Genomic DNA, 21,704 nt, shown 5'->3' on the forward strand with positions numbered 1-21,704 from the left:
TCAAATATCTTTGCGCTATATTATTAACAAACAAAAAACTTAGTCATGCGCAATTTTATTTGGGGTGTATCACTTTTATTTGCCGGAATGTCTGTTTCATTTGCTCAAACAAATGGTCTTGAAAAAGGAACTTATTTGTGTACAAATAAAGGCGAAAAAATAAAAATGAATTTATTAGATAATAATAAATTCGAATTAGTCTTTTATACCGGCGATTACGAAATAAAAGGAGACTCATTAGTTTTTACAAAAAAAGCTACTGCAGAAAATAGATTTGATCTTACTTTTAAAAATGATAAAAAAGCTAAAAAAATCAAGATTAATTTTATAAATCCTTCTTATTATTCATTTTATGTAGGAACTCAAAAAGGATCTGAAACTGTTCAGTACCAAAGAGTTTCTGATATTAAAACGAAAGTAGATCCGGAATGGACAAAAACTGATGTAGAATTTGAAATTGACAAAACAGATTTTCTATATCTGGTTTATGAAGATTACAACGGAAAAAGCGATGTAAGCAAATATGCTCTTCCAAAAGACGTTTCTGAAATAAAAGTTGATTATAACTTACAACTTTTAGGTACTATGAATATTAACGGATTTTACGACAGAAAAACAAATGAACTTAAAGTTTATGAACTGTCAGAAAAAGATGCGTTAGTGTTTGTAAACGAAAAAAATGTACAGCCTGAAAAAGTTTCAACAGTTGTTCCTGTAGAAAAACAAACTATAATGAACTGGACTTATCCAGGAAAACTAAGTTCATTACCGTACGATAATTCAAGCTTATATCCAACTGATAGTGTTGCTGTGGCGGTCGATTCTGCTTACTCTCCAAATTATTCAAAATACGACTTTAAATTAAAAATTGAAAACAGCTTAACAAAAGCACTTGCTGCAACAAAAGAAGCAAAGAACAATAAGTTTTTAGTAGTTTATTATGACAGCAAAAAAGCAGCAAAAGAAGGTTTTGACACTTTTATAAAAGATCAGGAAACACAGACAGGATACAATATGTACGATTCCTACAATGCTCAATATGATGTTTATAATTATTATTTGGCTGGAGCCGACGATAAAAAATGGCTGAAAAATAACAAAATAACAAACGATCCAAGTTTGTTTATTTTAAATTCTCAGGGAGATATTTTAGGAATTGCCAAATCTGATTTAGCAGCACAGCAATACCAATTTAGCTATTATGGAGATCTTTACAGAAAATTACAGCGTGCAGATGCTTTTGTTTCAATTGATAAAACATTAAAGAACAAAAAAGCAAGTGATGCAGATTTAATCACTGCTTTTAATAAAGGGGCTTTATTAGAATATTCATATGACTACGATTTAGAATCTACAGTTAGTGACCCTAATTCTACTGAATTTGTAATCACAAAACCAACTCTAAATAAAAAAGAAGTAGCTCAGTTATGGAAAAAATTAATTGAAGCGCATCAAAAAGATACCAAACCAAACATGGTTTTGGTTGAAACCATTATAAAGGAAATCAAAAATCAAGGATTTACAAAACAGCTTTTTAACGAAGACAGAATTTTAAACGATACTGATTTCTTAGCAATTGATTATCTGTTAAAACATTCTGATGAAATTGAAAACAATCGTACAGCATATAAAAGCGACGAATCAGCGATTCATACTGTAGGAAACGCAGTATCTGAAGTTTCTAATGCTTTACAGCAAAATGTTTATGCTTCTCAGGATGGAGTAACAGGAGAAATAAATAAAGAGAAAGTTAATTCTGTTTATAAAAAAATCATTGCATCCGGAAAAGGGAATTTTGATGCGTATAGAAATTATTTCTACTATTTAGCTCAAATTGAAGATAATGACGGTTCTAACACAACATATTTAAGAGAGTTTAATAACTATTTTGATGCGACTTTGGCAGGGGCAAGTCCAATAGAAAAATTAGATGCTATTTTTTCAGGATTAGATTCAAGTTCAAGCTATTCTTATGACGGATGGAATTCATTTAAAGATTACCATTCAGATATTTGCAACAATGCAGCTTGGGCAGTTGTAGTAAAACCTCAGAATTCAAACTTTATTAAAGATGCAATTAAATGGTCTGAGTATAGTTTGAAGATATCTAAAAACAATCCGTACTATTTAGATACTCTTGGTCAGTTATATTATAAAGACGGACAAAAAGAAAAAGCAATTGCCACCCAGACTTTAGCTGTAAAATATTTAAATGATGAAGTTGAAGAAGAAACAGCATCAGAAATGAAAGCTGTCTTAGCTAAAATGCAAAACGGCACTTACTAAAAGTCGTAAAACTATTATAAAGCAATAAAAAGGGCTGTCTAAAATTTTTAGACAGCCCTTTATTTATAAAGAATCTAAAAAGTAGTATTTAGATTACAAATTAACATATTTTTAATCCTTTAGGGATTGATAATCAAATACCTTTGCGTTTAATATTAATAATATAAAATTAAAGCATGCGTAGTTTTTTATGGGGTATTGTGTTATCCCTTACAGTAGTTTTTTCGTCTTTTTCGCAAACAAACAATGCGGTAAAAGGTGTTTACTTGTCTGCTGACAAATATGGCTCAGTAGGATTGGATTTATTAGATAATAATAATTATTACCTGATCATGGAGGGAGGTAAATATAAAATAGAAGGAGATTCTATTACCCTTTTTAAAAAAGATGCAAATCAAGAAAGTTTTAATCTCGATTTTAAAAGAGAAAAAAATGCGAAAAAAATTAAAATTAATTTTTCAAATGATTACTATTTTACTTATTACATAGGTACTCAAAAAGGAAATGGACCAATTAATTATCAGAAAATAACGGATATTCAGAAAAAAAATGGTTCAGATTCAAATAGTTTTGAAGTAAAATTTGGAATTGACAAAGCTGATTATTTGTATCTGGCAGTAGAAGGCTATAATTATGAAACAAGAAGGACACGAGTTTCGAAGTATGAAATTCCTAAAGATGTATCTGAAATTAAAATTATACCAAATAAAAACATAGAAGATAAAGATTCTAAAGGTTATTTCGACAAAAAGATGAATCGAATTGTTTTTAATACGTATGACCAAAATTCATTTACTCTTGTAAATGAAAAAGATTTTGTTGAAGTAAAAGAAAAGCCAAAAGTTGCTGCAATTGAAAATCAAATTGTTCTTGATTGGACTTATCCTGGAAAACCAATAAATCAGAATAACGATTATGATTCTTTACAAAATACTCCTGCAATGGATTCAACGTTGGCAGAAAAGTACTCGACAGATCTTAACAGTTTTAAGTTTAAATTAAAAATTGAAAATAGTTTAGCAGCTGCTTTATCTGTAACTAAAGAAGCAAAAAATAAATTTCTAGTAGTTTATTCAGACGGAAAAAGTTCCACAGCAAAAGCAGATTTTGATGCTTTTATAAACGATCAGGAAAACGATTTGAGCAGGCAAATGCAAGACGGTTATAATGCTAAATATGATTTGTACAATTATTATTTAGTTTCTGACTATGATAAAAAATGGTTAAAATCTAATAAAATCTCTGAGGCTGGTCCGGCAGTTTTAATTCTTAATCAGGACGGTGTTATTTTAGCTTCGGCTAATGTAAATTTAAACGACATTTCTTATAGATTAAGTAATTCTTCTGATTTATTTAAAAAAGTTGTAAAAGCAGATGCAATCATACAATTTAATAAAGTTGTTAAAAATAAAAAATCCTTGGATAATGACCTTATCAATGCATTTGATTTGGTTATAAATTTAACTTCACCTTACAATTATTATGATTATGACAATGATTATGATAGTACAGATCCTAATATAAAAGATTTTAAAGTTCTAAAAATCCAGGCTGATGATAACGAAGTAAATCAAATCTGGAAAAAAATTATTGAAACACATCTAAATGATAAAACGACTAATTTAAAATTGGCAAATATCATTTTAAATGAAATTAGAGATAAAGGGTGGACAAGAGCTGTTTTTAGTAAAAACAAAGTTATGAATACTACTGATTATCTTTCAATTGACTATCTAATTAACCATTTTGATGATGTAGATGCATCATATAAAGTTTGGTATCAAGAAAATCCAGAGGCTTTCGGATACAATAATTTAAGTGATATTATTTTTAATGCCCTGCGTAATAATAAAGTTGAAGACGAAAATAAAATTATTTCTGTTTGTCAAAAACTTATAAATACTGGAAAAGCAAGTTTTGAATGTCAAAGGAACTATTTTTATTATTTATTAAATGGGGCAAATGCCAATTCAAACAAACAAGTTCTTTTGCTTAAAGAATTAGATAATTACTACGAGAAGTTTTTGTCAGACAAAAGAGGAAATGTAATAGTAGCACTAAATAATCTCTTTTCTGGTGATGATTCGCGTTATTTTGATTGGAACTCATTTAAAAGATACCATTCAGACCTGTTAAATAATACAGCATGGCTTACGGTACAAAACCCACAGTATTCAGATTATTTAAAAAAAGCGATCAAATGGTCAGAATGCAGTTTAGCCATTGTTAAAAATAATCCATATTACTTAGATACGCTGGGACAATTGTATTATAAAGACGGACAAAAAGAAAAAGCAATCGCAACGGAGACTTTAGCTGTAAAATGTTTAAACGATAATGCAGATGACACAACGGCTGAAGAAATTAAAAACGTATTAGCTAAAATGCAAAACGGAACTTACTAAGTAAAAAATAGAATAAAAGAAACCCCGACAAATTCAGATTTGTCGGGGTTTTGTTTTTAATTTTTAATTCCAACCATTACTTTGATCTGGTAGTTTTTTGGAATTTTTTTATTGTTTTCAATAGAGCCGTTTGCATGTACGTAAGTTAGTAAAACTTTGTATTTTGATGTTTCTACTTTTTGTTTAATTTTTATTTCCGAGTTAGAATTGTCGTCGTCAAATTTTGATTCTGAACGTATGAAATCATTAATTTTTAAAGGAATTACATCTCCATTGATGAGTAAATCCTGACCGTAATCTTGTTCTTTTGTTTTAATTACATATTTTTTACTGCCAATAACGAAAGCATTTTTAGACTCGAACGGATTGTTTTTGTATATATTGATAATAAAATCATAACCATGAATATCAATTATAGCACTTTCGTTGTTTTCATACGAATAATAATAAAATGAATCTCTTATGTTGTCTTTTCGATCATATTCAGATCGATATTTAAAGCCAAGCGCTTCCATAATTTGAGAATAACCTGGCTCCTTATCTTTTTTATAAAGAGCATCTAATTTCTTGTCTGCATACGGAAGCATGATTTCAAAACCATAATTTGAATACAATAAATATACAATACTGCTTAACTCTTGTTCTTGTTCAAAAGTCAGTTTTTTGCCTTCAGATTCTTTAAGATAATTTTCGAAACGAGATAATTGACTGTGTTTAGATACAGAATCGGCACTCTGTGGTCCTACAATTGAAAATAAACCTGCAAGACACATACTTATAGGAATAAATTTTATTTTAGGATTTTTATTAAGTAAGAAATAGAAAATAACTACAGATAGCCAAACCGATAATAATAAAACATAATAACGAAGAAGCGTAAACCCGTAAAGATTAATTCGGTATAAAATGGCCCAGTATAATAATACTAACAACGGAATCAGTAAGAAATAAAACCATCGGTTAAAAGTCCGCATCCATAAATTACCGCTTTCGTTTGCAACAGGATGTACCAATAAAAACGAAAGAATTCCAATAATGGCAAAGGCCAGAACAAGATAAGAAACCCACCCAAAAGGAAGTGAAAGCGTAAACACAATTTTTGCTTCATAACAAATTAAAATCACCAGATAAATACTGATAAGTGGCAGTAAAACAAACTGTGTAAAATTCTTAAGTCCTTTTGGATATTTTAATACAAGCGGAACTTCTTTACTATTAGTTTCGGGAACACCGCTTAAAAAGAAAATGGTATTAAAAAGTCCGACAATTGTTACAAATAAATATCCATAAATTTTACTATCAAATTCGACTTTAAACAATTTATCAATGGCTAATATGGCTAATGATAAACCGCCATAGAGAACAAAACTGTATAATCCGGCGGTTAATATTCGTAAAAACAACTGTTTGTTAAATTCCCAAAATTCTTCCTGATTGTATGTTCTTGGCAGAAAACCGGCAAACGAAACTAATAAATGCAAAGATAAGTTGAGAACAAAAAACTGCTGCATTTCTATTTCGGAAACTCTTTCGTGAAAGCTAAAGACAAAAGCAGTTAACAAACCTCCAAAAGCTAAACTAACTAAATAACGAAGAATATTATTTTTGTGTTTAGCTCTAAAAAAGAGCGAAACAGATACAAACCAAACAAGACATAATGAACTGCTCATTATTGCTTTTGAGTAAAAGTATTCAGATTGCGAATTATTTTCATTAATGAGCAAAATAGAGAATATAGTCCCGCAAATTGCTGTAAGGGTTTCTAATGGAAATCTGAAAATCGTTTTTTTAGTGGTGCTAAGTACTTTTTGTAATGAAGGAAGTCTGCTCATTTTTAGTAAGTTATTTTGTACAAAGAAAAGAGAATACAATCAAATAAACAAGTAAAAAATCCCGAACTCTAAACAAATAGAATTCGGGATATTTATGAAGTAAGATTAAAAGAAATTTAGCTCTAAAGCTTAAAAATTAATAATCGTTTGAATTTATTATAATCCAAATGCAGCTTTTACCTGGTCAACAAAATCAAGTTTTTCCCATGTAAATAATTCAACAGTAACTGTTTTTTCGTTTCCGCCCGGAGCAGAGAAAGTTTTAGTTACAGTTTCTGGTTTACGTCCCATGTGTCCGTAAGCAGCAGTTTCGCTGTAAATAGGGTTTCTTAATTTTAATCTTTGTTCGATAAAGTAAGGACGCATATCAAAGATAGCTTCTACTTTTTTAGCGATTTCACCGTTAGTTAAGTTTACTTTAGAAGTTCCGTAAGTTTCAATGAAAATTCCCATTGGTTCAGCAACTCCAATTGCATAAGAAACCTGAACTAAGATTTCGTCAGCAACACCTGCAGCAACTAAATTTTTAGCGATATGACGTGTTGCATAAGCAGCACTTCTGTCTACCTTACTTGGATCTTTTCCAGAGAATGCACCACCACCGTGAGCACCTTTTCCACCGTAAGTATCAACAATAATTTTTCTTCCTGTTAAACCAGTATCTCCGTGAGGTCCTCCAATAACGAATTTTCCTGTTGGGTTAATATGGTAGTTAATTTTATCGTTAAATAAATGAGCGTGCTCCGGATTTTTAGCTATAATTCTAGGGATCAGGATTTCGATAACATCTTTTTTGATTTTAGAAAGCATGGCAGCTTCTTCATCAAAATCGTCGTGCTGTGTAGAAATTACAATAGCATCAATACGAGTTGGTTTGTTATCGTCGCTGTATTCTAAAGTTACCTGAGATTTAGCATCCGGACGTAAATACGTGATTTCTTTGTTTTCGCGTCTTAAAATAGCTAACTCTTGTAATAATTTATGAGATAAATCAAGTGCCAATGGCATATAATTTTCTGTTTCGTTTGTAGCGTAACCAAACATCATACCCTGATCTCCGGCACCTTGCTCTTCTGGTTTAGCTCTGTCAACACCTTGGTTAATGTCTGCAGACTGCTCGTGAATTGCAGAAAGAATTCCACAAGAATTAGCTTCAAACATATATTCACTTTTAGTATATCCAATTTTACGGATTACCTCACGTGCAATTTGTTGTACATCAAGATAAGTATTTGATTTTACCTCACCTGCTAAAATAACCTGACCTGTAGTAACCAAAGTTTCGCAAGCTACTTTTGAGTCAGCGTCAAATGCCAAAAAGTTATCAATTAAAGCATCCGAAATTTGATCTGCAACTTTGTCTGGATGCCCTTCACTAACAGATTCTGACGTAAATAAATAAGCCATAATAATTTATTAAATTAACATTAAGCGAGGAAAAGTAATTGCTGAAAGTGCTAAAGGAGAGTTCCTGCTTTAGCATTTTTTACTACTGAAATCTTAGTTTCAGCATTCATAACGAACCGTTTCATTATGAAGAGGTTGCAATCAGTACAAATTTTTCCTCTGTATTCGCGTGCAAAGGTATAAAACCATTTTGATTTGCAAATTAAAGTTCAACTTTTTTTATTTTTTATAGCAGAAATTTAACAGAAGTATACTATTTTGATAGGGTAATAGAAAATTTTTAAGTTTTTGTTTGGCTGATTAAAAAATAGTTCGCAAATTTGCTTCGTTAAAATATCAGAACAAAAACAAAAAATGAAATTTACAATTTGCAATATGATGTCTTGTAAGATGCCGGAGTGATCCGCAGAGACTCTATTGTAGCTTTTTAACATATATAGAACCTCTGCCGGAAGCAGAGGTTTTTTTTGTTCAAAAAATAAACCTGTAAGATTTTTTTTAAGCCAAAAACAAATTAATCACTAAAAAGAAATGAAAAAAAATGTACTAATCGTTTTAGGTCTTGTGACATTTTCAGGCCTTTATGCTCAGGATAATAAAACCGAGCAGGATTCTTTAAAGAATAATGAATTGTCAGAAGTTACTATAATTGGATCTAGAAGCAAAAACAGAGTAAAAACAGACGTACCGGTTCCGGTCGATGTTTTTAATATTGCCGATATTACAAAAGGAGCACCGCAAACCAGTGTAACTCAAATTTTAAATTACGTTGCGCCTTCATTTACAAGTAATGCAACATCGACAGCAGATGCAACAGACCACGTTGATCCTGCGCAGTTAAGAGGATTAGGGCCAGATCAGGTTTTAATTCTGGTAAACGGTAAAAGAAGACACACTAGTGCTCTGGTTAACATAAACGGATCGCCGGGAAGAGGATCTGTAGGAACAGATTTAAATGCAATTCCATCTTTTGCTATCGAAAGAATTGAAGTTTTAAGAGACGGAGCCGCGGCACAATACGGTTCTGATGCCATCGCGGGAGTAATTAATATTGTATTAAAGAAAAACGCCAACTATCTTTCTGGTGGAGTTCAGTACGGAGCTAATTTATCATCAGGGTCTAATAACTTTAAAGGAGGGTCTGATGGACAAACAACACAGATTGATTTAAACTACGGGACATCTTTAGGAAAACAAGGAAGTTACTTAAACCTTACCGCTGTTGGTGTAACAAGACAAGCAACAAGCCGCGCAGGAATTAGAAGTAACGGAATTTTTAATGCCTACAATGCTGTAGAAAACAGAGCAGCTCAAAATGGAGTAGAAATTAATTCATTGTTCAGTAATATTAATACAACTTCAAATTCTGCACAAATTATTAGTTCGTTACAGCAGTATGCGCCTCAGGTAAACTATTTTACGACAGCGCAGCAAAACGCAATCGCATCTGCAACAACTATCGCACAAATGCAGACTGCTTTAAACTTTGATGTTACTAATAATGAACTGGCTTACAGAGGACAGCAGAGAGCAGATTATAATATGAGTGTAGGTCAGTCTGAACTGGCTTCTGGACAAGCGTACTATAATGCCAAATATCCTTTAACAGAAACAACTTCATTATATTCTTTTGGAGGAATTTCATATAGAAACGGTAAATCGTATGCTTTTAACAGACTTCCAAATGGTTCAGGAACTTTTACACAAGTATATCAAAACGGATTTTTACCGGAAATTGAATCCAAAATTTTAGATGCTTCTGCAGCACTTGGAGTAAATACACAAGTATTTGGTTTTGATACTGATTTAAGTACAAACTTAGGAACAAACTCATTTAATTATGATGTAAACAATACTATTAATGCTACTTTAGGAACCAATTCTCCTTCTAGTTTTGATGCCGGAAAAGTTTCATTTTTACAAAGCACAACTAATTTAGATTTCAGTAAAAAACTGGATGTTCTTTCAGGATTGAACGTTGCTTTTGGAGGAGAATTTAGATATGAAAATTATCAAATTAAAGCAGGAGAAGAAGCTTCTTATGGTTTATATGATGTAAATGGAGCTTTAGTAACCGGAATTCTGCCAAGTACTTCACCTTTAATTGTAACAGACTTCTTTGGTAACAAACGCGGCGCAGGAGCACAGGGGTTTTCTGGATTTCAGCCTTCAGATGCTAAAGAAAAAGACAGACAAAGCGGTGCTGCTTATATTGATTTAGAATTAAATGCAACTGAAAAATGGCTGGTTAACGGAGCTGCACGTTATGAAAACTATTCGGATTTTGGAAGTACAGTAACTTTTAAATTGGCTTCACTTTTAAAAATTACTGACAATATAAATTGGAGAGTTTCTGGTCAGACAGGTTTTAGAGCGCCGTCATTACAGCAAAAATATTTTGAGTCAAGTTCAACTCAGTTTATTAACGGTTCTCCTTATCAGGTTGGATATTTTACAAATGATTCTCAGGCAGCAAAAAGTATTGGTGTAGAAAATCTAAAACCAGAAAAATCAAAAAGCATCAGTACAGGATTTACATTTAAAATTCCGGAAGCAAACATCACAATTTCTACAGATGCTTATTTCACCAGAATCAACGACAGAATTGTATTATCTGGACAATATGCAAGACCAACAGATGCACAGATAAATGCAGCAACATCGCAGACACAAAAAGATGCTTTAACATTGTTTCAACAGGCATTTGATTTAAAAGGAGTAGAGAGAGCTTCGTTCTGGACAAACGGAATTGACTCTGAAACAAAAGGTATTGATTTGGTTATTTCTCAAAAATATGATGTAATTCAGGATTTTGTAATCAGAAACGATTTTGCTTTAAGTTATAATGAAACAAAAAGAGTTGGAGCTTTAAATGTACCGCAATCTATTATTGATGCAGGTGGAGATCCATATATTTATTCATTCTTTCCAGAATCAAGCCGAATCTATTTAGAGGAAGCAATTCCGAAATTAAAAGCCAACTTAACAACGACTTTCAGTATTAAAAAACTGGATATTTATTTAAGAAACAGCTACTTTGGAAAAGTTACAGATCCGGGAGCAACAGATGTTAATTTAGATGGTTTTTCTTCTGTATACGAACATCCTGAATACAGTGCAAAACTAGTTACGGATTTATCTTTTGGATATCAAATTAACGAACATTTTAGAGCAACTGTAGGGTTTAATAATATAGGAGATGTTTATCCGGATAGAAATAATCCTTCAACTCCGGCATTTACAAACACAACACCAACATTATCTCCGGCACCAAGTACTGACTTGTCAAACGCTAATCAGTTTGCTTATTCAAGAGCAGTATCACAGTTTGGATTAAACGGAAGATTTGGTTTTGCACGTTTAAGCTTTAAATTCTAATATAAAAAAGTCAGCCGCAGATTATTGAGATTAAGAATTAGCATTGATTTCAAATCATTGTAATCCTTTGGTCTGCGGCTAAAATTTCAATAATAATAAAACTCTGACTGCCCGATTTTATTCATAATTGAAATTTAATATCAAAAAATAAAAAAAATATTTGGCAGTTAAAAAAATAGTTATTACATTTACTCTATCGAATTAGTCGAGTTTAAAAAAGAAAACAATTAAAATTTAAAATAAAATGAAAGCAGCAGCGGGTAAAAATATGATGTGTTGTAGTATGATGCAAATGTGCATCCAACCTTGCTGTTGCCAAAAGTAAAAGAGATAATCTTTGTTATAGTTAAGCTATAAGCCCTTTTGGTCGCCATCCGAAAGGGCTTTTTTCATTTCAACACTTTTAAATTGTAAAATCATGAAAACACTAAATTCAATTGCAGTAGAATATTTGTTGAGAAACGATTCTCAGCAAAACCAAAATAAATCAGAAGAACAGATCAAAGAAGTTGTAGAATTAAATCTAGAACAATATGTAAATCAAAAATCATTACTGTTGCAAATGTATGATCTTGAGGAATATGAAGACTTTTTTCTTTCAAACTAATTTTAAATCACAATATCAATATATCGTATTAACAATATTAAAAAACTAAGAAATCATGAGTACACAAAAATTTGCAACAAACGCATTACACGCAGGACACGATGTTACTAAAAATTCAGGAACTAGAGCAGTGCCAATTTATCAAACATCATCATACGTATTTAATAACGCAGATCATGCCGCTAATTTATTTGGTCTAGCCGAAGCCGGATTTATCTACACAAGATTAAACAATCCAACAAACGATGTTCTCGAACAGCGTCTTGCTGCGCTCGAAGGCGGAATTGGAGCTGTCGTAACAGCATCTGGAGCATCAGCCATTTCTACAACTTTATTGACATTATTAAGAGCCGGAGATCATATCGTGGCATCAAACAGTTTATACGGCGGAACTTATAACTTATTAAGTGTAACACTGCCTCGGTTAGGAATTACAACCACTTTTGTAGATCCTTCAAAACCAGAAAACTTTACTAAAGCAGCAAAAGAAAACACAAGAGCATTTTTTGTAGAATCTTTAGGAAATCCAAAACTAGATGTATTAGACTTAAAAGCAATTTCGGCAGAAGCCAAAGCATTCAAAGTGCCATTTATAGTAGATAATACAGTTGCGACACCTTATTTATTAAACCCAATTAAATACGGTGCCGATATTGTAATTCACTCTTTAACAAAATATATTTCCGGAAACGGAACATCATTAGGAGGTGTTATTATCGACGCCGGAAATTTTGAATGGGCCAACGGAAAATTCCCTGAATTTACAGAACCTTCTGCAGGATATCACGGATTAGTATATCACGAAGCTTTAGGAAACGCCGCTTTTATTGCAAAAGCAAGAATTGAAGGACTGCGCGATTTCGGAGCAGCTTTAAGTCCGTTCAATGCTTTTCAAATTATTCAGGGATTAGAAACACTTCCAATCCGAATTAAAAAACACAGCGAAAATGCTTTGGTTCTGGCTGAATGGCTAGAAAAACAAGATGAGGTAGTCTGGGTAAATTATCCGGGTCTAAAAAACAATAAATATTATGATTTAGCAAAAGAATATCTTCCAGAAGGCCAAAGCGGTATTATTACATTTGGATTAAAAGGAGGTTTTGATGCTGCTAAAAAAGTAGTAGACGAAACAAAGTTGTTCTCTCTCTTAGCCAATATAGGCGATACCAAATCGCTGATTATTCACCCGGCAAGCACAACTCACCAGCAATTGTCTGAAGATGATCAATTGTCTACAGGAGTTTCAAAAGATTTAATCCGACTTTCTGTTGGAATAGAAGATGTTGAAGATTTAATTGCTGATTTACAAGCGGTTTTTGAAAGCGTAACCCAATCGCAGTACAGCATCAATAAAAATTAGGTTTTTTTGTTTTTTGTTTGAAAAATTGCCTTTAGCGGTTTGAGTTCTGCTAGAGGTGATTTTTTATGAAAAAGCACTAGAGATAAAAAATAAACCATATAAGTACTATAAGTCCATTTTAGTTGAGGCGCTCTGCAGTGCATGTTTTATGAATTAAATGAACTTAAATTACTTATATGGTTTCAATAACATAGATATATTTTAAAAATTAAAATTATGTCAAAGCTTAAAATAAATATTATCCTGTTTGGAATAGGAAATATAGGAAGCACCTTGATTAATCAAATCATCGAAAGTCAGGAATTTTTTCTGCAAAGCAAAAATGTTGATTTTCATTTTCCAATAATTACCAATTCTACAGTAGCTTTTTTTGAAAAAGAAGGAGTTGGTTATTCCTGGGAAACTAATTTTAGAGAATTGGCAGTTCCTTTTAGAGTTGAGGATATTGTTGAATTTGCCAAAGAAAACGAGTTTGAAAATCTAATTGCAGTCGATGCAACGGCCAGTGATGAATTGGTTAGACATTATAATACACTAATCGAAAACGGATTTAATATCGTAGCCGTAAATAAAAAAGCTAATACACTTCCAATCGATTTGTATAAACAGCTGAGAGAAAATCTTAAAAAATACGACAAAGAGTTTCTATATGAAACCTCAGTCGATACAGGAATTCCTGTTTTGCAAACTTTAAGAGATTTATACTATTCCGGCGAAAAAATCACAAAAATAAGAGGCGTATTTTCAGATAATCTAAGCTATGTCTTTAATCGTTTTTCTGCCGAAGACAATTCTTTTTCATCCATTTTAAAAGATGCGAGTCTTTTAGGACTGATGAAATCAACATTTAAAGAAGATCTGTCGGGAAATGATACTGCCAGAAAGCTTTTAATCCTGACAAGAGAAATAGGGAAAGAATTTGAGTTTTCAGATATTAAAATAAATGCTCTGATACAAGAAGAACACTTAGAGAAAAATGGCATACTAAATAAAGACGCGATCGATAAAGCGTTTAAAATTGCTAAGATTGCCCAAAAAGAAAATCATGTTTTACGATATATTGGAGAATTTAATGTCGAAAAAAATACTTTAGAAGTAAAATTAGTTTCAGAACCTGTAACTTCTGCGATAGGCCAGTTAAAAGGATCAGATTCTATTTTTGAAATTTACACACAATCTTATGCCGGTACTCCAATTGTGCTTCAAAGTGCATCTCCGTGCAAACAAGCAATTTCAAGAGGTTTAATTACAGATATTTTAAAAGTTGCTGAAAAAATAAAAAATAAAGAGGCAGTCTGGCTCTAAGTGGATCTCAATATTAGTTAGTTCTTTGATAGATTGAAACAGAAAGTTAGATATTTTTTTGTAAGATTTGACTTTCTTTAATTCAAAAAGTAAATTTGTAAGATGTTTTTTAGCGGTAAAAAGCTGTTTTTTAACGTTTTTTTAGAAAAAATAAGCTTTTGTAAATTGGAATATTGAAAAAATATTCGCAAATTTGTAAGACAAGTAAGGTCTGTTAAAAACAGACAGATAATTGTTAAAATTATTAAATGCTTTTAGATCATAATCAAGTCTAAAAAAGCTTACAAAAAGAATAAATGCAGAAATTTTTTCAAATAACAGTCAAATCGCAAATGAATAAGTCCCTACAGATGAACAAAATGTTCAATGTCGCACGTATTTGTGTATGCGTCTGTTGATACTAAAAGTATATATAAGTTCTATAAAAACTTAGACCCTTTTGGTATTAAAAATCCAAAAGGGTTTTTTTATTCCTTTTGGCTGCTATAACAAAGAATTAAAGAAAATATAAAGATTTAAAAATAAACTAACTTAAACTTAAATATCATGAGTGCAATTACATACTTAAGAAAAAAACTATTCAGAAACAAAATAGAAAGAAACAATCCGCCGCCAACAAATGAGTTAATCCACCCAAGTTTCGGAATAACTGAAACAGGAAAAAAAGCGGAGAAAAAAACACCAAATTCATTATTATTTTTGATGTATTCTAAAGAAAATGAAACCCTTTTCATCTAAATTGAAAAGCACACAAAAATTAGGGTAAAACCTGCATGATATTACTGGATATAACATTCGGTAATTTTGTGCGTACAATAGTTTCTGATTGAATTATATCTAAGAAATTGAGCAATCAGTTTCGATAAAATTTGTTAGTTTAAGAAATTAGTAGTTAATTTGCACCGTTAAGTTCAAAAACGTATTGAAAATGTTATAAAGAAAGGAGGAGGGATTAGACCCTGTGAATCCTTAGCAACCCTTCGTTAATTCGAAGAAGGTGCTGCATTCTACCACACCCAAACGTGGAAAGATAACAACAAGAATTTTTCTAGTTTCACTCTAGACTTTCTTTCTAATATTTCCACATACAAATCAAAAATAAAAAGATTTGAAATTGGAAAATATACCAAGTCCCATTATAATTCATAATTTCATCACTGAGAGTGGTGCACAATATTCATCATTGCCTTTAAGTTTTACACTTGCAGGCCAGCCTCTGCATGCAGCACCAATCGTTCTGGTAAATCACGCTTTAACAGGAAATGCACAGGTAACCGGCGAGAACGGCTGGTGGAGTGATTTAATTGGAGACGGTAAAACCATCGATACAAATAGATTTACTGTTTTGGCATTTAATGTTCCAGGAAACGGAACAGATTCTTTTATAATCGAAAATTATCAGGATTTTACAACCAGAGATATTGCTAAAATTTTTATTGAAGGTTTAAAAACATTAAATATCAATCAGGTATTTGCTATTATTGGCGGTTCTGTTGGCGGAGGCGTTGCGTGGGAAATCCTGGCTTTGGAGCCAAATATTACAGAACATTTAATTCCTATTGCAACCGATTGGAAATCGACTGACTGGATGATTGCCAATTGTTACTTGCAGGAACAAATCCTGAATAATTCTTCAAAACCAATTGAAGATGCCAGAATTCATGCCATGTTGTGTTATCGTTCGCCGGAATCATTCAAAGAAAAATTTCAAAGAACAATCAATCAGGATCTTTTAATTTTTAATATTGAAAGCTGGCTGGCGCATCACGGTAAAAAACTTCAAAAACGCTACCAATTATCATCGTACAAATTGATGAACCAATTGCTGAAAACCATAGATATTACGAGAAATAGTGAGGATTTCGAAACGTTAATATCCAAATCAGATGCTTCAATTCATATTGTAGCTATAAATTCAGACTTATTTTTTACGCCAAAAGAAAATCTGGAAACCTACAATGAATTAAAGAAATTTAAAAACAATGTTTTTTACAGCGAAATAGATTCGGTTCACGGACATGACGCTTTTTTAATCGAGTACAAACAATTAGATCATTTACTTGCCGATATTTTTAAGGCAGAAACAATAGCAAAATAAAATGAAAGTATTAAAATTTGGAGGTAAATCATTATCAAACGGAGAAGGACTTAACAAAGTAGTTTCGATCATTTCAGATAAAGTAAATCAAGGCGAGAAAATTGCCGTAGTAGTTTCTGCCCGCGGTAATGCAACAGATGAATTAGAAGATATTCTAAGAATTGCTGCAAAAAACGGAAACTACAAACCTCTTTTAGAAAGTTTTAAAGCATACCAAACATCAGATTATCCGCAGGTAGATTTATCAGAAGAATTTAATATTCTTGATAAACTTTTTGAAGGTGTAAGCTTAATTGGAGATTACAGCAGTAAAATTAAAGATCAGATTTTATCAAAAGGAGAATTGCTTTCGGCTAAATTATTGACTTCTATTTTAGTTGAAAAAGGAATACCTGCCAATTTTGTTGATACAAGAGAATTATTAAAAACAGATTCTAAATTTGGTGATGCACAGCCTTTAGAACAGCTTTCTAAGAAAAACGTAATTAATTATTTCAAATTGCATAACGGCGAAACGGTAAATATTGTAACAGGTTTCATTGGTTCAAACAACAACAACGACACAACTACTTTAGGAAGAAACGGAAGTAACTACACAGCTTCGTTAATTGCGAATTATTTAGATGCCGAAGAATTACAAAACTTTACGCACGTTGACGGAATTTATACAGCAAATCCGGATTTAGTAGCTGATGCTAAAAAAATCGAGTTTCTGTCGTTTAATGAAGCAAATGAGCTGGCTAATTTTGGAGCAACAATTCTTCATGCAAAAACCATTATTCCGTTATTAGAAAAGAACATTCCGCTTCGTATTTTAAATACATTCAATCACGAAAACCACGGAACATTAATTACTTCAAATTCTCAAAAAGAGGGAATTAAAACACTTTCTGTTTTAGAAAACGTGTCTTTGGTAAATCTTGAAGGACGCGGATTACTTGGAAAAGCCGGAGTCGATGCCCGAATCTTTAAAGTTATGGGCGATCACAACATCAGCGTAAGCATTATTTCGCAGGGTTCTTCAGAAAGAGGAATTGGACTTGTTGTGGCAAAAGACAAAGCAACTCTGGCAATGGTCGAATTAGAAAAAGAATTCGAAAATGACTTTTATTCTAAAGATGTAAACCAGATTACAGTAACCGATAACGTATCTGTAATTTCAATCATTGGTCAGGATTTAAGTACTTTCCACAAACCTTACACAGCTTTAATTAAAAACAAAATTGTTCCTATTTTATTCAACAACACTGTTACTGGTAAAAACGTGAGTTTAGTTGTTAAAAAAGAAGAACTAAACAAAGCCTTGAACGTAATTCACGGAGAGATTTTTGGAGTTTCTAAAAAAATCAACATCGCCATTTTTGGCCACGGATTAGTAGGTGGAACTTTGATTAATCAAATTCTGGAATCGGCTTCATCGATTGAAAAACGTAAAGATGTTAAACTGAATGTTTTTGCAATTGCCAATTCTAAAAAACTGCTTTTAAATAAAAATGGCGTAACTTCAAACTGGAAAAATGACATTGAAACCAAAGGTGAAGCTTATACTTTGAATGACATTATTGCTTATGCAAACGAATATCATTTAGAGAACTTAATTGCGGTAGATAACACAGCAAGCGCATCTTTCGTTGAAAATTATATTCCGCTTGTAGAAAGCAGTTTCGATTTGATTTCTTCAAATAAAGTTGCCAATACATTAAGCTACGGTTTTTACAAAGAATTGAGAAAAGCATTGGCAGAAAATCAAAAGAATTATTTATACGAAACCAATGTTGGTGCAGGATTACCGTTAATTGATACCATAAAATTACTGCATCTTTCTGGTGAAAATATCACGAAAATAAAAGGAGTTTTCTCAGGAACATTGAGTTATTTATTCAATAATTTTTCTGCAAAAGATGCTCCATTCAGCGAAATTCTACAAGAAGCAATTGACAACGGATATACAGAACCAGATCCGCGTGAGGATTTATGCGGAAACGATGTTGGTAGAAAATTATTGATTTTGGCAAGAGAATTAGATTTACAGAATGAGTTTGAAGAAATTTCAATTCAAAACCTGATTCCTGAGCATTTACGTGAAGGAAGCGCTGCTGATTTCTTGACGAAATTAAAAGAATTTGACCCAATTTACGCTAAAATAAAAGCAGAACAACAGCCAAATCACGTGTTAAGATACATTGGTGAATTGTCTGGTGATTTGCAAAATGATAAAGGAAATTTAGAAGTAAAATTAGTTTCAGTTCCATCAGATACCGCTTTGGGCGGATTAAAAGGTTCTGATTCATTCTTCGAAATTTACACAGAATCTTACGGAGATCGTCCAATCGTTATTCAAGGAGCCGGTGCAGGTTCTGCTGTTACAGCGAGAGGCGTTTTTGGAGATATTTTAAGATTATCTGATAAAGGGTAATTTTAGATTTTAGAATGTAGATTTTAGATTTTTTGCATAGTTTTCGCCACAGTTTGTCATTTCGACGAAGGAGAAATCTCCGCAAGAAACTCTACAAAGAATTTCCAATGTGTGCGGAATATCGTCGTGGAGATTTCTCCTTCGTCGAAATGACAAAACAGCGAGAAATTCAATTAAAACAACAAAACAAAAAAATAACAACACAATGAAAGTAACCTTAAACAGAGTAAATGACGCTTTTCATTTCAAAGTAAAAAATGAGCGCGGACATATAGTTGACGTTGACAGCAGAGCTGAATTTGGCGGAAGCGATTTAGGTGCAAGTCCAATGGAATTAGTGTTAATGGGCGTTGCAGGATGCAGTGCTATCGATATGATTTCTATTTTGAAGAAACAGCGTCAGGAAATTACTTCTTTTAATGCTGAGGTTGAAGGAACAAGAGTTCAAATAGAAGAAGCGAAACCTTTTAAAGAAATCGATGTGGTTTTCTATTTAGAAGGAGAAATCAATCCAGAAAAAGCTAAAAAAGCAGCACAGCTTTCTTTTGAGAAATACTGTTCAGTGGCGAAAACAGTTGAGCCTACAGCAACAATAAAATACAAAGTAGTTTTAAATAACGAAGCTTTGTAAAATTAGAAAATTAGTCAATTAGAGAATTTCTCTAAAGATTTTGAGTTTCAAGTTCAGTAAACAACCTGAAACTTGAAACCTGAAACAAAAAACAAAACAACACAATGAATACAGAAGAATTTGGTTTTGAAACACAAGCCATTAGAACAAATTTAGAAAAAACACAATTTCAGGAACATTCAACTCCTTTGTACTTATCATCAAGTTTTATATTTGAAGATGCTGAGGATATGAGAGCTTCTTTTACAGAAGAAAAAGTTCGTAATATTTACTCTCGATTCAGTAATCCAAACACAACAGAATTTGTAGATAAAGTTTGTGCAATGGAAGGTGCTGAGGCAGGTTATGCTTTTGCAACCGGAATGGCGGCAATCTACTCGACTTTTGCAGCTTTGTTAGAATCAGGAGATCATATCGTTTCTGCAGGAAGCGTTTTTGGTTCTACTCATGCATTGTTCATGACATATTTTCCAAAATGGAAAATTGAAACTTCGTATTTTGATATCAATAAGCCGGAAACAATTGAGAGTTTCATTAAACCAAACACTAAAATTCTTTATGCTGAAACGCCTACAAATCCAGGTGTAGATGTAATTGATTTAGAATTATTGGGGCAAATTGCAAAAAAACACAATTTGATTTTAATCATTGATAACTGTTTTGCAACGCCGTATATTCAACAGCCAATTAAATATGGTGCGCATATTGTGGTTCATTCTGCAACAAAACTAATAGACGGTCAAGGTCGTGTTTTAGGAGGAGTTGCAGTTGGAGATGCAGAATTAATTCGTAAAATATATTTGTTTTCAAGGAATACAGGGCCGGCAATGTCGCCATTTAATGCTTGGGTTTTGTCAAAAAGTTTAGAAACTTTATCGGTTCGTGTAGAGAAACATTGCGAAAATGCATTAAAAGTAGCTGAATTTTTAGAGAGCTATCCGAATGTAAACAGTGTGAAATATCCATTCTTGAAATCACATCCAAAATATGAAATTGCCAAAAAACAAATGCTTTTAGGCGGTAACATTATTGCGATCGAAATTAAAGGCGGACTGGAAGCGGGAAGAAAATTCCTGAACAAAATTAAGCTATGTTCACTTTCGGCAAATATTGGTGATGTTAAAACGATTGTAACGCATCCGGCATCAACAACACATAGCAAATTATCTGAAGAAGATCAATTAGCGGTTGGAATCACGCAAGGTTTGGTTCGTGTTTCTGTAGGTTTAGAAACCGTAGCAGACGTAATTGCAGATTTAAAGCAAGCGCTTGAATAATTTTGATTTTAGAGTTCAGATTTTAGATTGAACTCAGACTTATATAAAAACGATTTTTGATAGTAAGTAATACTATTGAAAATCGTTTTTTATTTTGATTACCAGTCATTTTTTAAATAAGATAGATTAAGTAGAGTATAAGTCATTTAAAAAACCTATTTTTGTTTTCTAATAAAATTTGGATGGTTGATAATTTGGTCAAATCTAAAATCAACATTCTAAAATCTAAAATATAGTACGTGCTTTCAAAGAAAACAAAATACGGAATTAAAGCTTTGACTTATTTAGCAAGACGCGAAAATAACGAACCAGTTCAAATTGCCGAAATTGCCAAAAGTGAACATATTTCGATTAAATTTTTAGAAAGTATTTTATTGCTTTTAAGAAATTCCGGTTTTCTTGGAGCCAAAAAAGGAAAAGGCGGTGGTTATTATTTAATCAAGGATCCAAAAGACATTAGTATGGCCAAAGTCTATAGAATTCTTGAAGGACCAATTGCGCTTTTACCTTGTGCCAGTCATAATTTCTACGAAAAATGCGATGATTGTGATGATGAAACTACCTGTGCTGCAAGACGTTTAATGACAGAAGTTCGGGATAATACCCTTAAAATATTAGAAAGTAATTCTCTGGCAGATATCGCTTTTTAATCTTTAAACCATATAAGTTATATAAGTTTATTTTGTAGAGACGCAGAGCAGT

The 21,704-nt window shown here is 32.2% G+C and carries 14 protein-coding genes and 1 riboswitch; of the genes, 12 read left to right on the top strand and 2 right to left on the bottom strand.

Annotated elements, in window-relative coordinates; genetic code table 11:
- The first annotated feature begins 45 nt into the window (after window positions 1-45).
- Both ABD859_RS07850 and ABD859_RS07855 read left to right on the top strand, forming a co-directional pair.
- Window positions 46-2,286, top strand: a complete 2,241-nt coding sequence (locus tag ABD859_RS07850; protein ID WP_345142544.1) for a hypothetical protein — start codon at window positions 46-48, stop codon at window positions 2,284-2,286.
- Between the two features lie 176 nt (window positions 2,287-2,462).
- Complete coding sequence (locus tag ABD859_RS07855) at window positions 2,463-4,691, top strand: hypothetical protein (RefSeq protein WP_345142547.1); 2,229 nt, start codon at window positions 2,463-2,465, stop codon at window positions 4,689-4,691.
- Window positions 4,692-4,747: 56 nt separating this feature from the next.
- Here ABD859_RS07855 and ABD859_RS07860 read toward each other — a convergent pair whose 3' ends face one another.
- Entirely contained in the window at window positions 4,748-6,523 is a 1,776-nt protein-coding gene (locus ABD859_RS07860) for a DUF4153 domain-containing protein (protein ID WP_345142549.1), read from the bottom strand.
- A gap of 156 nt (window positions 6,524-6,679) precedes the next feature.
- Window positions 6,680-7,930, bottom strand: a complete 1,251-nt coding sequence (gene metK / locus ABD859_RS07865; protein ID WP_345142552.1) for a methionine adenosyltransferase — start codon at window positions 7,928-7,930, stop codon at window positions 6,680-6,682.
- A gap of 531 nt (window positions 7,931-8,461) precedes the next feature.
- Here metK and ABD859_RS07870 point away from each other — a divergent pair.
- The 10 genes from ABD859_RS07870 (at window position 8,462) to ABD859_RS07915 (ending at window position 21,652) form a co-directional block, all read left to right on the top strand.
- Window positions 8,462-11,308, top strand: coding sequence for a TonB-dependent receptor plug domain-containing protein (locus tag ABD859_RS07870; protein WP_345142555.1), 2,847 nt, complete (start codon window positions 8,462-8,464; stop codon window positions 11,306-11,308).
- 418 nt (window positions 11,309-11,726) lie between these two features.
- A complete protein-coding gene (locus ABD859_RS07875) occupies window positions 11,727-11,915 on the top strand; it encodes a hypothetical protein (RefSeq protein ID WP_345142558.1) in 189 nt (62 codons plus the stop codon).
- 55 nt (window positions 11,916-11,970) lie between these two features.
- A complete protein-coding gene (locus ABD859_RS07880; protein WP_345142562.1) occupies window positions 11,971-13,275 on the top strand; it encodes an O-acetylhomoserine aminocarboxypropyltransferase/cysteine synthase family protein in 1,305 nt (434 codons plus the stop codon).
- Between the two features lie 216 nt (window positions 13,276-13,491).
- Entirely contained in the window at window positions 13,492-14,580 is a 1,089-nt protein-coding gene (locus tag ABD859_RS07885; RefSeq protein WP_345142564.1) for a homoserine dehydrogenase family protein, read from the top strand.
- Window positions 14,581-15,126: 546 nt separating this feature from the next.
- Window positions 15,127-15,318, top strand: coding sequence for a hypothetical protein (locus tag ABD859_RS07890; RefSeq protein WP_345142567.1), 192 nt, complete (start codon window positions 15,127-15,129; stop codon window positions 15,316-15,318).
- A gap of 190 nt (window positions 15,319-15,508) precedes the next feature.
- Window positions 15,509-15,617: riboswitch (SAM riboswitch) on the top strand.
- A gap of 77 nt (window positions 15,618-15,694) precedes the next feature.
- Complete coding sequence (locus ABD859_RS07895) at window positions 15,695-16,678, top strand: alpha/beta fold hydrolase (protein ID WP_345142570.1); 984 nt, start codon at window positions 15,695-15,697, stop codon at window positions 16,676-16,678.
- A 1-nt stretch (window position 16,679) separates the two neighbouring features.
- Window positions 16,680-19,094: a bifunctional aspartate kinase/homoserine dehydrogenase I gene (gene thrA / locus ABD859_RS07900; protein WP_345142573.1), complete on the top strand. Its 2,415-nt coding sequence runs from the start codon at window positions 16,680-16,682 to the stop codon at window positions 19,092-19,094.
- A 205-nt stretch (window positions 19,095-19,299) separates the two neighbouring features.
- Window positions 19,300-19,725 carry an OsmC family protein gene (locus tag ABD859_RS07905; protein ID WP_073408333.1) on the top strand — a complete coding sequence of 142 codons (426 nt, stop codon included), beginning with the start codon at window positions 19,300-19,302 and terminating at the stop codon, window positions 19,723-19,725.
- A gap of 104 nt (window positions 19,726-19,829) precedes the next feature.
- Entirely contained in the window at window positions 19,830-21,002 is a 1,173-nt protein-coding gene (locus ABD859_RS07910) for a trans-sulfuration enzyme family protein (protein WP_345142577.1), read from the top strand.
- Window positions 21,003-21,241: 239 nt separating this feature from the next.
- Window positions 21,242-21,652, top strand: a complete 411-nt coding sequence (locus ABD859_RS07915) for an RrF2 family transcriptional regulator (protein WP_089354631.1) — start codon at window positions 21,242-21,244, stop codon at window positions 21,650-21,652.
- Window positions 21,653-21,704: the final 52 nt, after the last annotated feature.

This window comes from Flavobacterium ginsengiterrae (assembly GCF_039539785.1).
Lineage (GTDB): Bacteria > Bacteroidota > Bacteroidia > Flavobacteriales > Flavobacteriaceae > Flavobacterium > Flavobacterium ginsengiterrae.

Bases quoted from the DNA above. Each gene is read 5' to 3' on its own strand.
- ABD859_RS07850 (WP_345142544.1), top strand. From the start codon at position 46: ATGCGCAATTTTATTTGGGGTGTATCACTTTTATTTGCCGGAATGTCT.
- ABD859_RS07855 (WP_345142547.1), top strand. From the start codon at position 2,463: ATGCGTAGTTTTTTATGGGGTATTGTGTTATCCCTTACAGTAGTTTTT.
- ABD859_RS07860 (WP_345142549.1), bottom strand. From the start codon at position 6,523: ATGAGCAGACTTCCTTCATTACAAAAAGTACTTAGCACCACTAAAAAA.
- metK (WP_345142552.1), bottom strand. From the start codon at position 7,930: ATGGCTTATTTATTTACGTCAGAATCTGTTAGTGAAGGGCATCCAGAC.
- ABD859_RS07870 (WP_345142555.1), top strand. From the start codon at position 8,462: ATGAAAAAAAATGTACTAATCGTTTTAGGTCTTGTGACATTTTCAGGC.
- ABD859_RS07875 (WP_345142558.1), top strand. From the start codon at position 11,727: ATGAAAACACTAAATTCAATTGCAGTAGAATATTTGTTGAGAAACGAT.
- ABD859_RS07880 (WP_345142562.1), top strand. From the start codon at position 11,971: ATGAGTACACAAAAATTTGCAACAAACGCATTACACGCAGGACACGAT.
- ABD859_RS07885 (WP_345142564.1), top strand. From the start codon at position 13,492: ATGTCAAAGCTTAAAATAAATATTATCCTGTTTGGAATAGGAAATATA.
- ABD859_RS07890 (WP_345142567.1), top strand. From the start codon at position 15,127: ATGAGTGCAATTACATACTTAAGAAAAAAACTATTCAGAAACAAAATA.
- thrA (WP_345142573.1), top strand. From the start codon at position 16,680: ATGAAAGTATTAAAATTTGGAGGTAAATCATTATCAAACGGAGAAGGA.
- ABD859_RS07905 (WP_073408333.1), top strand. From the start codon at position 19,300: ATGAAAGTAACCTTAAACAGAGTAAATGACGCTTTTCATTTCAAAGTA.
- ABD859_RS07910 (WP_345142577.1), top strand. From the start codon at position 19,830: ATGAATACAGAAGAATTTGGTTTTGAAACACAAGCCATTAGAACAAAT.